The organism is Erwinia sp. SLM-02, assembly GCF_037450285.1.
Taxonomy (GTDB): domain Bacteria; phylum Pseudomonadota; class Gammaproteobacteria; order Enterobacterales; family Enterobacteriaceae; genus Erwinia.
Genome location: NZ_JAQISN010000003.1, coordinates 85,591 through 98,782, shown reverse-complemented (window position 1 = coordinate 98,782; position 13,192 = coordinate 85,591). Strand labels below are relative to the sequence as shown.

The 13,192-nt window shown below is 53.4% G+C and carries 11 protein-coding genes and 2 tRNA genes; all 13 read right to left on the bottom strand.

What is annotated here, in order from left to right:
- Positions 1-38 precede the first annotated feature (38 nt).
- A complete protein-coding gene (locus PGH32_RS17325) occupies positions 39-1,952 on the bottom strand; it encodes a DEAD/DEAH family ATP-dependent RNA helicase (RefSeq protein ID WP_337894664.1) in 1,914 nt (637 codons plus the stop codon).
- Positions 1,945-2,019 (bottom strand): protein YrbN, encoded by a 75-nt coding sequence (gene yrbN / locus PGH32_RS24725; RefSeq protein WP_370348261.1) that lies wholly within the window; start codon positions 2,017-2,019, stop codon positions 1,945-1,947. The genes PGH32_RS17325 and yrbN overlap by 8 nt, the downstream gene beginning before the upstream one ends.
- A gap of 109 nt (positions 2,020-2,128) precedes the next feature.
- Positions 2,129-3,013, bottom strand: coding sequence for a lipoprotein NlpI (nlpI, locus tag PGH32_RS17320; RefSeq protein WP_314424421.1), 885 nt, complete (start codon positions 3,011-3,013; stop codon positions 2,129-2,131).
- A gap of 121 nt (positions 3,014-3,134) precedes the next feature.
- On the bottom strand, positions 3,135-5,264 hold the full coding sequence (pnp, locus tag PGH32_RS17315) for a polyribonucleotide nucleotidyltransferase (RefSeq protein ID WP_123336147.1): 2,130 nt from the start codon (positions 5,262-5,264) through the stop codon (positions 3,135-3,137).
- A 301-nt stretch (positions 5,265-5,565) separates the two neighbouring features.
- Complete coding sequence (rpsO, locus tag PGH32_RS17310; RefSeq protein WP_105592954.1) at positions 5,566-5,835, bottom strand: 30S ribosomal protein S15; 270 nt, start codon at positions 5,833-5,835, stop codon at positions 5,566-5,568.
- 165 nt (positions 5,836-6,000) lie between these two features.
- The gene (gene truB / locus PGH32_RS17305; RefSeq protein WP_314424428.1) at positions 6,001-6,945 is read right to left on the bottom strand and encodes a tRNA pseudouridine(55) synthase TruB; all 945 of its coding nucleotides are present in this window, start codon (positions 6,943-6,945) and stop codon (positions 6,001-6,003) included.
- Positions 6,945-7,358: a 30S ribosome-binding factor RbfA gene (gene rbfA / locus PGH32_RS17300; protein ID WP_200546561.1), complete on the bottom strand. Its 414-nt coding sequence runs from the start codon at positions 7,356-7,358 to the stop codon at positions 6,945-6,947. Before rbfA ends, truB begins: the two co-directional genes overlap by 1 nt.
- Positions 7,359-7,481: 123 nt before the next feature.
- Positions 7,482-10,175 carry a translation initiation factor IF-2 gene (gene infB, locus PGH32_RS17295; protein ID WP_314424433.1) on the bottom strand — a complete coding sequence of 898 codons (2,694 nt, stop codon included), beginning with the start codon at positions 10,173-10,175 and terminating at the stop codon, positions 7,482-7,484.
- Positions 10,176-10,199: 24 nt separating this feature from the next.
- A complete protein-coding gene (gene nusA, locus PGH32_RS17290; protein WP_314424436.1) occupies positions 10,200-11,705 on the bottom strand; it encodes a transcription termination factor NusA in 1,506 nt (501 codons plus the stop codon).
- A gap of 24 nt (positions 11,706-11,729) precedes the next feature.
- Positions 11,730-12,182 (bottom strand): ribosome maturation factor RimP, encoded by a 453-nt coding sequence (rimP, locus tag PGH32_RS17285; protein WP_146114134.1) that lies wholly within the window; start codon positions 12,180-12,182, stop codon positions 11,730-11,732.
- Between the two features lie 213 nt (positions 12,183-12,395).
- Positions 12,396-12,472, bottom strand: a tRNA-Met gene (locus PGH32_RS17280).
- A gap of 48 nt (positions 12,473-12,520) precedes the next feature.
- Positions 12,521-12,607, bottom strand: a tRNA-Leu gene (locus PGH32_RS17275).
- A 51-nt stretch (positions 12,608-12,658) separates the two neighbouring features.
- Entirely contained in the window at positions 12,659-12,991 is a 333-nt protein-coding gene (gene secG / locus PGH32_RS17270) for a preprotein translocase subunit SecG (RefSeq protein ID WP_105592949.1), read from the bottom strand.
- Between the last annotated feature and the right edge of the window lie 201 nt (positions 12,992-13,192).

Genomic DNA, 13,192 nt, shown 5'->3' with positions numbered 1-13,192 from the left:
ACCAGCCCGAGGGCTGGTTTTTTATTTGGCGTCAGTGATTATGCATCACGACGACGGGCTGGCGCGCTGCCGCCTTCTTCGCGACGTGGGCCACGGTTGCCACCGTCACGGCTGAAGCCGCCTGGACGACGCTCACCGCTACGCTCGTTGCTGAAGCGACGACCGCCTTCACCACCACGACCGCCTTCACGACGCTCGCCGCTGCCGAAGCCACCACGGGCCGGGCCGCCAGGACGACGCTCACCGCCGCGATCGCTGCGTGGCTGTGCATCACCAATCAGCTGCATATTCATTGGTTTGTTCAGAATACGCGTACGGGTAAAGTGCTGAAGCACTTCGCCCGGCATGCCTTTTGGCAGCTCGATAGTCGAGTGGGTACCGAACAGCTTGATGTTACCGATGTAACGGCTGCTGATATCGCCCTCGTTAGCAATCGCGCCAACGATATGACGAACTTCAACACCATCATCACGGCCAACTTCAATACGGTACACTTCCATATCGCCAACTTCACGACGTTCACGACGTGGACGGTCGCCATCGCGCTCACCGCGTGCTTCACGTGGGCCACGCTCAGGACGGTCGCCGCGACGATCGTCACGCTCACGGAATTCACGACGTGGACGCTGTGGAGCATCAGCAGGAACGATCAGAGGACGTTCGCCCTGTGCCATTTTCAGCAGTGCTGCGGCCAGAGTTTCGATGTCCAGCTCTTCTTCCGGCTGCATTTTAGCCAGCAGGGCACGGTACTGTTCCAGATCGCTGCTTTCCAGCTGCTGCTGTACTTTTGCTGCGAACTTAGCCAGACGGCGTTCACCCAGCAGTTCTGCGTTAGGCAGATCCACTTCAGGAATGGTCAGCTTCATGGTGCGTTCAATGTTACGCAGCAGGCGACGCTCGCGGTTCTCAACGAACAGCAGTGCGCGGCCAGCACGACCCGCACGACCGGTACGGCCGATACGGTGAACGTAAGACTCGGCATCCATAGGGATATCGTAGTTTACAACCAGGCTGATACGCTCAACGTCCAGGCCACGGGCCGCAACGTCGGTGGCGATCAGAATATCCAGACGGCCATCTTTCAGACGTTCCAGAGTCTGCTCACGCAGTGCCTGGTTCATGTCACCGTTCAGTGCGGCGCTGTTGTAACCGCTGCGCTCCAGCGCTTCGGCCACTTCCAGCGTCGCGTTTTTGGTACGCACGAAGATGATCGCTGCGTCGAAATCTTCCGCTTCCAGGAAGCGAGTCAGCGCATCGGTTTTACGGCCGTAAGCAGTCCAGTAGCTCTGGCTGATGTCAGGACGCGTAGTCAGGCTTGACTGAATGCGCACTTCCTGTGGATCTTTCATGAAGCGCTTGGTAATACGGCGAATCGCTTCCGGCATGGTTGCTGAGAACAGCGCGGTCTGATGACCGTCTGGGATCTGCGCCATGATGGTTTCAACGTCTTCGATGAAGCCCATACGCAGCATTTCGTCAGCTTCGTCCAGTACCAGACCGCGCAGGTTAGACAGGTCCAGCGTGCCACGCTTCAGGTGGTCCAGCAGACGGCCTGGGGTACCAACAACAACCTGTGGTCCCTGACGCAGAGCGCGCAGCTGCACGTCATAACGCTGGCCGCCGTACAGGGCCACAACGTTAATGCCACGCATGTGTTTAGAGAATTCGGTTACGGCTTCAGCTACCTGGACCGCCAGTTCGCGGGTCGGAGCCAGCACCAGAATCTGTGGTGCTTTAACAGTTGCATCAATGTTGTTTAGCAGCGGCAGGGAGAATGCCGCAGTTTTACCACTCCCGGTCTGCGCCATACCCAGAACGTCACGGCCCGCCAGCAGGTGAGGAATACACTCAGCCTGGATTGGGGAAGGCTTCACGTAGCCCATACCGTTCAGTGATTCAAGGATGTCAGCGTTCAGGCCAAGGTCGGAAAAAGTGGTTTGAATATCAGTCATGTAGTACACGTGCCTCGTAGATTTCGGCGGCCAGTCTACATAACTCGTCGTGAAAATTTTCAGTCATTTTCATCAAAAAGTGTGAACCGGCTCAAATTAGTGGTTTCGACGAACAAAAATGCCCTCATCCGCGAAGATGATGACTTTTCAAAGTTCAGGCAATAAAAGTTCGTCAGCTATTGCTGGTCAGATTCTGATAAATCGTCTTGTGTCTGGCCGAGTAGCGCCAGCTCCAACAATGCATATCGGTGCTCAACGAAGTTATGAACGTTGTTAGCGACCGTCAGCTTGAACAACGCTTCTGCGTTGTCCTTCTCCCCCAGACTTAGGTAGTACTTACCTAAATAGAAGTTGGTTTCACTGAGATGTTCAGCGAGCGAAGTGTTATCCGTTGCGTCTGCCTGGAGGCGTTCGGTCAGCGTTTTTTCGCTGATGTCGCCCAGGTAGAACTCGACAATATTCCATCCCCATTGGTCCTTTACCGCTTTGTCGTAACGCTGCTTCAGCGATACTTTGGCCTGTTCTGTGTCGATCTCACGTTCGGTGAGATACAGCCACAGGCTGCGGAAGGGATCGTTAGGATCGTCTTGATAAAACGCCTGCAGATCATCTTGCGCTAATTTAAATCTTCCGCCGTAGTAAAGGGCGATACCGCGATTTAAGTGCGCATAATTGTAAGTTGGATCAAGCTCAAGTACAGAATCGAACGCTTCATAGGCAGCATCAAAGTTGCCTGCCTGCGTTAAATATATGCCTAAGTAATTGAATACTTCGGGCATATCCGGTCTGATAGATAGCGCCTGTGAAAAGTCATTCCGCGCCAGTGCTCTCAAACCTAAACTATCATACAACACTCCGCGCTCATATAACAGCTGTGCGCGTTCATCATCGGTCAATGACCGACTGGCAAGAATTTGTTCCATGCGAGCAAGAATGACTTCCTGTTGCAGCGTAGGCTGCAGCGGAACTGCCAAAATTTCGTTCTCACGCCAATTGGTGTTGCTGCATCCTGCCAGCGTTAAAGCTGTCGCAACAAAACACCAGCGCAAAAATGGCTTCATTTCCCACTCCCACAAACAAACATTGGGATGAACGTCCTGTCATCCGCCTGCCGCACACAGGGATCCAACCCTGCGATGAAACAGCTCTCCGCCATACGACGGAGAGCTCAATAGTGGTGCTTTATTCTGCTTCTGGTGCCGCAGGAGCTGCTGCTTCAGGCTGTGCCTGCTCGCTGGCTTCTTTGATGCTCAGACGCACGCGACCCTGACGGTCAACTTCCAGTACCTTAACCGGTACTTCCTGACCCATCTGCAGGTAGTCGGTCACTTTCTCAACGCGCTTGTCAGCGATCTGAGAAATGTGTACCAGACCTTCTTTACCACCGCCGATAGCGACGAAGGCACCGAAGTCAACGATACGCGTTACTTTACCGTTGTAGATACGACCAACTTCGATCTCTGCGGTGATTTCTTCAATACGACGAATCGCGAATTTCGCTTTTTCACCGTCGGTTGCCGCAATCTTCACGGTACCGTCATCTTCGATTTCGATGGTCGTGCCGGTCTCTTCGGTCAGCGCACGGATAACCGAACCACCTTTACCGATCACGTCTTTGATCTTATCAACGCTGATCTTAATGGTGTGGATACGCGGAGCGAACTGAGAGATATCGCCGCGCGGGGTGCTGATAGCCTGTTCCATAACGCTCAGGATGTGCAGACGTGCACCCTTAGCCTGGTTCAGTGCTTCATGCATGATTTCGCGGGTGATACCTTCGATTTTAATGTCCATCTGCAGCGCGGTGATACCTTCACGGCTACCGGCAACTTTGAAGTCCATATCGCCCAGGTGGTCTTCGTCACCCAGAATATCTGACAGAACCACGAAATTGTTTTCGTCTTTCACCAGGCCCATTGCGATACCCGCAACGGCGGCTTTGATTGGCACGCCCGCATCCATCAGCGCCAGAGAAGCACCACAAACGGAAGCCATTGAGGAAGAGCCGTTTGATTCGGTGATTTCAGACACAACGCGCACGGTGTACGGGAACGCATCGCCTTTAGGCATTACGGCCAGCACGCCACGTTTCGCCAGACGACCGTGACCAATTTCACGACGCTTCGGTGAACCTACCATGCCGGTTTCACCAACAGAGTACGGAGGGAAGTTGTAGTGGAACAGGAAGCTGTCGGTACGTTCGCCCATCAGCTCGTCCAGGTTCTGCGCATCACGTGCCGTGCCCAGGGTTGCTGTGACCAGCGCCTGAGTTTCACCACGGGTGAACAGTGCAGAACCGTGGGTACGTGGCAGAACGCCGGTACGCACGTCCAGACCACGGATCATGTCTTTTTCACGGCCGTCGATACGTGGCTCACCGCGCAGAATGCGGCTACGAACAACGTCTTTTTCCAGCGCGTGCAGGATATCGCTGATTTCGCCAGCGTCCAGGCTCTCATCTTCAGCCAGCAGCGCAGCGGTTGCTTCCGATTTGATCACGTCTACCTGAGCATAACGCTCCTGTTTTTCAGTGATACGGTAAGCATCGCTCAGGCGAGATTCTGCCAGGGCTGCAATACGTGCATGTAACGCTTCGTTTACAGGCTCTGGCTGCCAGTCCCAACGTGGTTTACCGGCAACGGCAACCAGTTCGTTGATAGTGTCGATAACGATCTGCTGCTGCTCGTGGCCAAACACCACTGCACCCAGCATCTGGTCTTCGCTCAGCAGCTCAGCTTCTGATTCAACCATCAGTACAGCAGCTTTAGTACCCGCAACAACCAGGTCCAGCTTACTCTCTTTCAGCTCATCGCTGGTTGGGTTCAGCACGTACTGGTCGTTCAGATAACCGACGCGCGCAGCACCGATAGGACCGTTGAACGGCAGGCCAGACAGGGCCAGGGCTGCAGAAGCACCGATAAGCGCTACGATATCCGGGTTAACCTGAGGGTTAACGGAAACCACGGTAGCGATAACCTGCACTTCGTTCACGAAGCCTTCCGGGAACAGTGGGCGCAGCGGGCGGTCAATCAGACGCGAAGTCAGCGTTTCGCCTTCGCTTGGACGGCCTTCACGACGGAAGAAGCTGCCCGGGATACGGCCAGCAGCGTAGGTACGCTCCTGGTAGTTTACGGTCAGCGGGAAGAAGTCCTGACCTGGTTTTGCATTTTTGCGGCCAACAACAGTCACGAACACCGCGGTGTCGTCCATGCTTACCATTACGGCAGCCGTTGCCTGGCGAGCCATCATACCGGTCTCAATGGTGACGGTATGCTGACCATACTGGAATTTTTTTACGATCGGGTTCAGCAAAATTAGTTCCTTAAACATCTGGGCAGGGGTTTGCCCGCCGTGGATTACTAATCTTCACCTTGCATCCTCGCGACTAATGACAACCCTGATCCCACATGGGATAAAGCCTCTCATTAGCCGCGCGAACCTCTGCAACTGAAGATCACACTCAGCAACAATACAATAGTTTGCCCGGAATTGCTGCCGATTGCTTGAAAAAAGGGGCCATAAAGGCCCCTTTCCAGCGAAACTCATTCCAGGCTGTACGTTTGCCGATTTGTTATCAGATCGCTCTGAAAACTCGGCATAACAGCCTTAAGACTTAGCGACGCAGACCCAGACGCTCGATCAGGCTGGTGTAACGAGAAACGTCTTTACGCTTCAGGTAGTCCAGCAGTTTACGACGCTGAGAAACCATACGCAGCAGGCCGCGACGGCTGTGGTGGTCTTTCTTGTGCTCAGAGAAGTGACCCTGCAGATGGTTAATCTGCGCAGTCAGCAGGGCAACCTGCACTTCAGTAGAACCGCTGTCGTTAGTACCACGACCGAAATCAGCAACGATCTGCGCTTTAGTTTCAACACTTAGAGACATGAGACAACTCCAAATTATAAGGTAAATGTACAGGCGCCGATCTCTAATTCAGCAACCCAGTGTAAAGCCGCGCCATTCTACTCCGCGCAATGCGCAAGCGCAAATTTACCCGTTATCTTTCCGTCAGCAGGAACCAGGCCTGTCGACCGAACGATACGGAGTAAATTAGTCGAAATATTCCACAACCAGACGGCGTGGAGCCACTCGACCATCATCGGCTATTTCGGCCATGCCGATAAATTTGTGTTCGTCGCCTTCGGTCACACGCACCAGGCCCGCACTCGGTGCACCTGCCGCCCGAACCGGCATACCCTGTTTAAACCAGGCGGCCACTTCACTCAGCAGATTCACCACCGGGTATTCCGCCGCCGGGCTGTCCATCGGCATCAGCAACACATCAAGCAGAGCCGCAGGGGGCTGTTCGCTACGATGCGCTTCTTCCGCCAATGCATTCAGCTGTTCAAGCGTCACCATTTTAGCGATTGGATAGGTAGCCACCTGCAAACGGCGCAGATAGGTTACATGCGCACCGCAGCCGAGTTTCTCACCGAGGTCATCAATGATGGTACGAATGTAGGTGCCTTTGGAAACGTGAATTTCCAGCTCCAGCTCGTTGCCTTCGTGGCGTATGAACAGCAGTTCATACACGTTGATGCTGCGCGACTCACGAGGAACTTCAATTCCCTCGCGGGCGTATTCATACAGCTTACGGCCCTGATACTTCAGCGCAGAATACATCGACGGGATTTGCTGCGTTTCACCACGGAAACTGTCAAGCGCGGCCATCAACGCGTCCTCAGTAAAGTCCACCGGGCGCTCACTGACGACCACACCATCCGCATCTGAGGTATCAGTGCGCTGCCCCAGCCGCGCGATCACACGATAACGCTTGTCTGAATCCAGCAGATACTGAGAAAACTTGGTGGCTTCCCCAAGGCAGATCGGCAGCATGCCCGTCGCCAGAGGATCCAGCGCGCCGGTATGCCCCGCACGATTGGCATTGTAGAGGCGCTTCACTTTTTGCAGGGCATCGTTTGAGGATAAGCCCTGCGGCTTATCCAGTAACAGCACCCCGTGGATATCGCGACCGCGACGGCGAGGACGGCTCATTAATCTTCTTTACCTTCTTCCTGCTCATCTTCAGTCGGACCGCGGCGCTCAACGTCTTTTTTCACCACGTTGGTCACCAGGTTAGACATGCGCATCCCTTCAACAAGGGAGTTGTCATAGAAGAAGGTCAGCTCTGGCACAATACGCAGACGCATGGCTTTACCCAGCAGCGTACGGATGTAGCCGGAGGCATCACCCAGCGCACGCAGGCCGGCTTTAATTGCCGCTTCGTCTTTATCGTTGAGGAACGTCACGAACACTTTTGCGTAGGCCAGATCGCGGGAAACATCCACGCCGGAAACGGTAACCATCATGCCCAGACGCGGATCTTTAATCTCACGTTGCAGAATGATAGCGATCTCTTTTTGCAGCTCCTGAGAAACGCGCTGCGGGCGACCAAATTCTTTCGCCATAATTTATCTCTCCAAATAATTTGGGAGGCCAGAAGCCTCCCAAATAATATCCTGCAATCTTCACATCGCCGCTGCGTTAACTGCTCTGCTGCAACGCGAAATCTACCGGATATCTGCCAGACATTAGTCGATGGTGCGCTGAATTTCGATAATTTCGAATACTTCGATCATATCGCCAACGCGCACATCGTTGTAGTTCTTCACGCCGATACCACATTCCATGCCGTTACGAACTTCGTTAACGTCATCTTTGAAGCGGCGCAGGGATTCCAGCTCGCCTTCATAGATAACCACGTTGTCACGCAGTACACGGATTGGGTTGTGACGTTTGATGTTACCTTCGGTGACCATACAGCCCGCGATAGCACCAAATTTCGGCGATTTGAACACGTCACGTACCGCTGCAAGACCGATGATCTGCTGCTTGTACTCTGGTGCCAGCATGCCGCTCATTGCCGCTTTCACTTCGTCGATCAGATTATAGATCACGGAGTAGTAACGCAGGTCCAGGTTTTCTGAATCAATCACGCGGCGAGCAGAAGCATCGGCACGGACGTTGAAGCCAACCAGGATAGCGTTAGAGGCTGCAGCCAGAGTGGCGTCGGTTTCGGTGATACCACCCACGCCGGAACCAATGATTTTCACTTTCACTTCATCAGTAGAAAGCTTCATCAGAGAGTCAGCGATAGCTTCCACAGAACCCTGTACGTCAGCTTTCATCACGATGTTCAGTTCAGATACTTCGCCTTCGGTCATGTTCGCAAACATGTTTTCCAGCTTGGATTTCTGCTGACGTGCCAGCTTAACTTCACGGAATTTGCCCTGACGATACAGCGCAACTTCACGCGCTTTCTTCTCGTCACGAACAACGGTCGCTTCATCACCCGCAGCAGGAACACCGGACAGGCCGAGGATCTCAACAGGGATAGATGGGCCAGCGGTCAGAACTTCACGACCCAGCTCATCACGCATCGCACGCACACGGCCGTACTCGAAACCGCACAGTACGATATCGCCTTTGTTCAGCGTACCTTCACGTACCAGCACGGTAGCAACCGGACCACGACCTTTATCCAGGAAGGATTCGATAACCACACCGCTCGCCATACCCTGACGAACCGCGCTCAGCTCAAGCACTTCGGCCTGCAGCAGGATGGCGTTCAGCAGGTCGTCGATGCCGGTACCGGCTTTCGCAGAGACGTTAACGAACATGTTTTCGCCGCCCCACTCTTCCGGGATGATCCCGTACTGAGTCAGCTCATTTTTAACACGGTCTGGATCGGCTTCTGGCTTATCGCACTTGTTCACCGCAACAACAACCGGCACTTTCGCCGCTTTGGCGTGCTGGATTGCTTCGATGGTCTGTGGCATCACGCCATCGTCTGCAGCAACAACCAGGATAACGATGTCCGTTGCCTGAGCACCGCGAGCACGCATTGAGGTAAACGCTGCGTGGCCAGGGGTATCCAGGAAGGTCACCATACCGTTGTCAGTTTCAACGTGGTATGCACCAATGTGCTGAGTAATGCCGCCCGCTTCGCCAGAGGCGACTTTCGTGGAGCGAATGTAGTCCAGCAGAGAGGTTTTACCATGGTCAACGTGACCCATGATGGTGACAACCGGCGCACGGGATTCGTGCACGGCATCGGTGTCACGATCGCTCATTACCGCTTCTTCCAGCTCGTTTTCGCGGCGCAGCGTCACTTTGTGACCCATTTCTTCCGCAACCAGCTGGGCAGTTTCCTGGTCGATAACCTGGTTGATGGTCGCCATGGCACCCATCTTCATCATCGCTTTGATGACCTGGGAGCCTTTCACGGCCATTTTGTTCGCCAGTTCCGCTACGGTGATGGTTTCACCAATCACCACGTCGCGGTTAACGGCCTGAGCTGGCTTGTTAAAGCCCTGCTGCAGCGCGCTTGGCTTACGCTTGCCGCCTTTACCACCGCGAACCTGCGCACGCGCTTCTTCACGGTCAGTTTTTGCTTCAGCGTGTTTGTTGCCCTTTTTACGAACCGGGGCCTTGGCTGGACGAGCGGCGGCACGAGTGCGGCGGTCACCTTCAACCTGCGCATCGTTTTCATCTTCCGCAGCACGTGCGTGAGTTGAAGTTGTGACGTGGTAGTCAGAGGTGTCTTCTTCCTCTTTCACTGCCGTCCACTCTTCGCCTTTTTCTTCCGCCATTTTGCGCGCTTCTTCAGCTACACGTTTCGCATCTTCTTCGATTTTGCGACGCGCTTCTTCTTCGGCTTTACGCTTCAGTTCAGCTGATTCAGCTTCACGGCGGGCTTTTTCGGACTGGGACGCCCGGGTCATATCATCGGTATGTTGATTGCTCACTTTATCTCTTTCCGCTGCTTCACGTTTGGCTTTATCAGCTGCCTCACGCTTGGCCTGCTCCTCGGCTTCACGCTTCGCTTTCTCTTGAGCTTCGCGCTGGGCTTTTTCTTCAGCCTCGCGACGAGCCAGTTCTTCCGCTTCACGCTCTGCCTGCGCTTCTGCTTCAGCCTGTTCAGCTTCAGCCGGATCGCCTTTTACATAGGTGCGTTTTTTGCGGACTTCAATTTGCACCGATTTACTTTTACCCCCGGTGCCTGGGATATTCAAGGTGCTGCGTGTTTTACGCTGCAGAGTTAGCTTACCAGATCCACCGCCATGTTCGCGATTCAGATGGGTAAGTAAAGTTTCTTTTTCCTGCTGGGTAACAGAATCTGTTTCAGACTTTTGGATCCCTGCATCAGCAAACTGCTGTACCAGGCGTTCTACCGGTGTCTGAATCTCTGCGGCCAGCGCTTTTACGGTTACATCTGTCGTCATGCTGTTCCTTCCTGCTACAGTTTATTACGCGTCGTCGCCGAACCAGCAAATATTACGTGCAGCCATAATCAGCTCACCGGCCCGCTCATCGCTCAGGCCCTCAATATCTGACAGGTCGTCAACACCCTGCTCGGCAAGATCTTCCAGCGTGCGAACGCCTTTCGCTGCCAGCTTAAAGGCCAGCTCACGCTCCAGGCCTTCAAGGCCCAGCAAATCTTCCGCAGGTTGGGCATCGCCCAGGCTCTCTTCTTTCGCCAGGGCCAGGGTTGTCAACGCGTTTTTAGCTCGGTCGCGCAACGCTTCTACTGTCTCTTCATCCAGGCCGTCGATCTCTAACAGCTCGTTGATCGGCACATAAGCCAGCTCTTCCAGAGAAGAGAAGCCTTCTTCTACCAGTACGGTAGCGAAGTCTTCATCGATATCGAGGTGTTTAGTAAAGACGTCAATGGCAGCGTGTGCTTCGGCCTGATGCTTAGCTTGCAGGTCGTCGACCGTCATCACGTTCAGCTCCCAGCCACTCAGCTGTGAAGCCAGACGCACGTTCTGGCCATTACGGCCAATTGCCTGAGCCAGGTTTCCGGCTTCTACGGCAATATCCATGGTGTGATTATCTTCATCAACCACGATAGAGGCGACATCCGCTGGAGCCATTGCGTTGATCACGAACTGCGCTGGATTATCATCCCACAGTACGATATCAATGCGCTCGCCACCCAGCTCGCTGGATACCGCCTGAACACGCGCACCACGCATACCAACGCAGGCACCGACCGGGTCGATGCGCTTGTCGTTGGTTTTCACGGCGATTTTGGCACGAGAGCCTGGATCGCGCGCGGCGGCTTTAATTTCAAGCACTTCTTCAGCAATTTCCGGCACTTCGATGCGGAACAGTTCGATCAGCATTTCCGGCTTGGAACGGCTGACGAACAGCTGCGCGCCGCGGGCTTCTGGACGCACGGCGTATAATACGCCACGGATGCGGTCACCCGGGCGGAAGTTTTCGCGCGGCAGCATATCTTCACGAATAATAACGGCTTCTGCGTTGGTGTTAGAACCATCCGTCGGCCGAACTTCCAGAGAGATGTTGTCACGGTTAACTTTTTTAACCACACCGGTAATAATTTCGCCTTCCTGCTCGCGGAACTGGTCAACGACCATTGCACGTTCTGCTTCACGAACTTTCTGAACGATAACCTGCTTGGCAGTCTGGGTCGTAATACGGTCGAAGGTTACGGATTCGATCTGGTCTTCAACGAAATCACCCAGGTCCAGCGATTCATCTTCGTAACGTGCGGCTTCCAGCGTGATTTCACGGGTCGGCAGCGTAACTTCATTAACGATCAGCCAACGACGGAAGGTATCGAAATCGCCGCTTTTGCGATCGATAGTGACGCGAACGTCAATTTCCTGCTCGTATTTTTTCTTGGTGGCTGTAGCCAGCGCGCTCTCCAGCGCTTCGAAAATCTTCTCGCGCGGGAGGGATTTCTCATTAGAGACCGCTTCTACAACAGCTAAGATTTCTTTGTTCATCCTGGTATGCCTCAATCCGGACTTTTAAAAGTGGGGAACCAGGTTCGCCTTCTGGATGTTGCTCAGTGCGAACACTTCGTCGTTACCCTCAACGGCAACGGTAATCATCTCACCTTCGACAGATTTAATGATGCCCTGCCATTTGCGGCGGTTCTGTACCGCCATACGCAGCACCAGGCTAACTTCTTCACCAGTAAAACGTACGTAATGATCTGCGGTAAACATTGGACGGTCAAGACCAGGTGAAGAGACTTCAAGGTTGTAAGGCACGGTAATCGGATCTTCAACGTCCATTACCGCGCTAACCTGGTGGCTCACATCAGCGCAATCATCAACATTGATGCCATCTTCACTATCAATATAGATGCGCAGGGTGGATGTGCGACCGCGTACAAACTCAATACCTACCAGTTCGTAGCCAAGCGCTTCTACCGGTGCTGAAATTAGCTCTGTTAATTTTTGCTCTAATGTGGACAATCCCACCCCCAAGACATAAAAAAAGGGCATATAGCCCAGTGTTACTGTTTCCTGATAACAAAAAACCCCGAAAATTCGGGGCTTTATGCGACTGGACCCTGTATACCGCAATAGCTGCGGCTCGGCACAATCCAAAAGAATTTTTTTCAAAATTCGCTGTAAACGCGCCGTTCATTGCATACAGTATATTTGAAAAAGAACTCTAAGGGAAAGTGGTTGCGGGGGCCGGATTTGAACCGACGACCTTCGGGTTATGAGCCCGACGAGCTACCAGGCTGCTCCACCCCGCGTCCGAATACTACGCAAAACTTGCATAAATTGCAAGCAAAACTGAGATTTGGTACCGAGGACGGGACTTGAACCCGTAAGCCCATGCGGGCACTACCACCTCAAGGTAGCGTGTCTACCAATTCCACCACCACGGCACTAAAGTTGCGATTTTTTTATTTCTATCGCGTCGAAATGTAGCTCAGGTCTTACTGCGGGATATCACTACCCGGCGCTGCCGGTTTAGCTGGCGCAGTCTGCTGAGACTGTGCTGGCTGAGTCAGATTTTCCCACTCGCTTCCTTTCTGGGTTTTGTTGCTATTAAGGTTACCCAGGATCAAGCTGATAATGAAGAACAGGGTTGCCAGCACTGCAGTCATACGGGTCATGAAGTTGCCTGAACCGTTAGAACCAAACAGTGTACCAGAAGCGCCTGCACCAAATGATGCTCCCATATCAGCGCCTTTACCTTGCTGCAGCATGATCAGACCCACAAGGCCGATTGCCACAATAAGGAAAACTACTAAAAGAGCTTCGTACATAATCAACCTTCTTCCTTGCACGTTAAACGCACATTAAAAGCTTCAAACCAGTTAAATCGATAGTGAATCACTACCCATCAGAAGCGGGTGTGAATACTAACCAAAGGCGCTCTCCCACGCAAGGGCAATCTTACAACAAGATACTGATTGCGGAAAAAAGCGGCAAAAGACCGATTAATGGAGAAAAAATGCGCTATCCAT

Coding starts and splice junctions, on each gene's coding strand:
- rpsO (WP_105592954.1), bottom strand. CDS start 5,835: ATGTCTCTAAGTGTTGAAACTAAAGCGCAGATCGTTGCTGATTTCGGT.
- truB (WP_314424428.1), bottom strand. CDS start 6,945: ATGAGCCGTCCTCGCCGTCGCGGTCGCGATATCCACGGGGTGCTGTTA.
- nlpI (WP_314424421.1), bottom strand. CDS start 3,013: ATGAAGCCATTTTTGCGCTGGTGTTTTGTTGCGACAGCTTTAACGCTG.
- secG (WP_105592949.1), bottom strand. CDS start 12,991: ATGTACGAAGCTCTTTTAGTAGTTTTCCTTATTGTGGCAATCGGCCTT.
- PGH32_RS17325 (WP_337894664.1), bottom strand. CDS start 1,952: ATGACTGATATTCAAACCACTTTTTCCGACCTTGGCCTGAACGCTGAC.
- nusA (WP_314424436.1), bottom strand. CDS start 11,705: ATGAACAAAGAAATCTTAGCTGTTGTAGAAGCGGTCTCTAATGAGAAA.
- infB (WP_314424433.1), bottom strand. CDS start 10,175: ATGACGACAGATGTAACCGTAAAAGCGCTGGCCGCAGAGATTCAGACA.
- rbfA (WP_200546561.1), bottom strand. CDS start 7,358: ATGGCGAAAGAATTTGGTCGCCCGCAGCGCGTTTCTCAGGAGCTGCAA.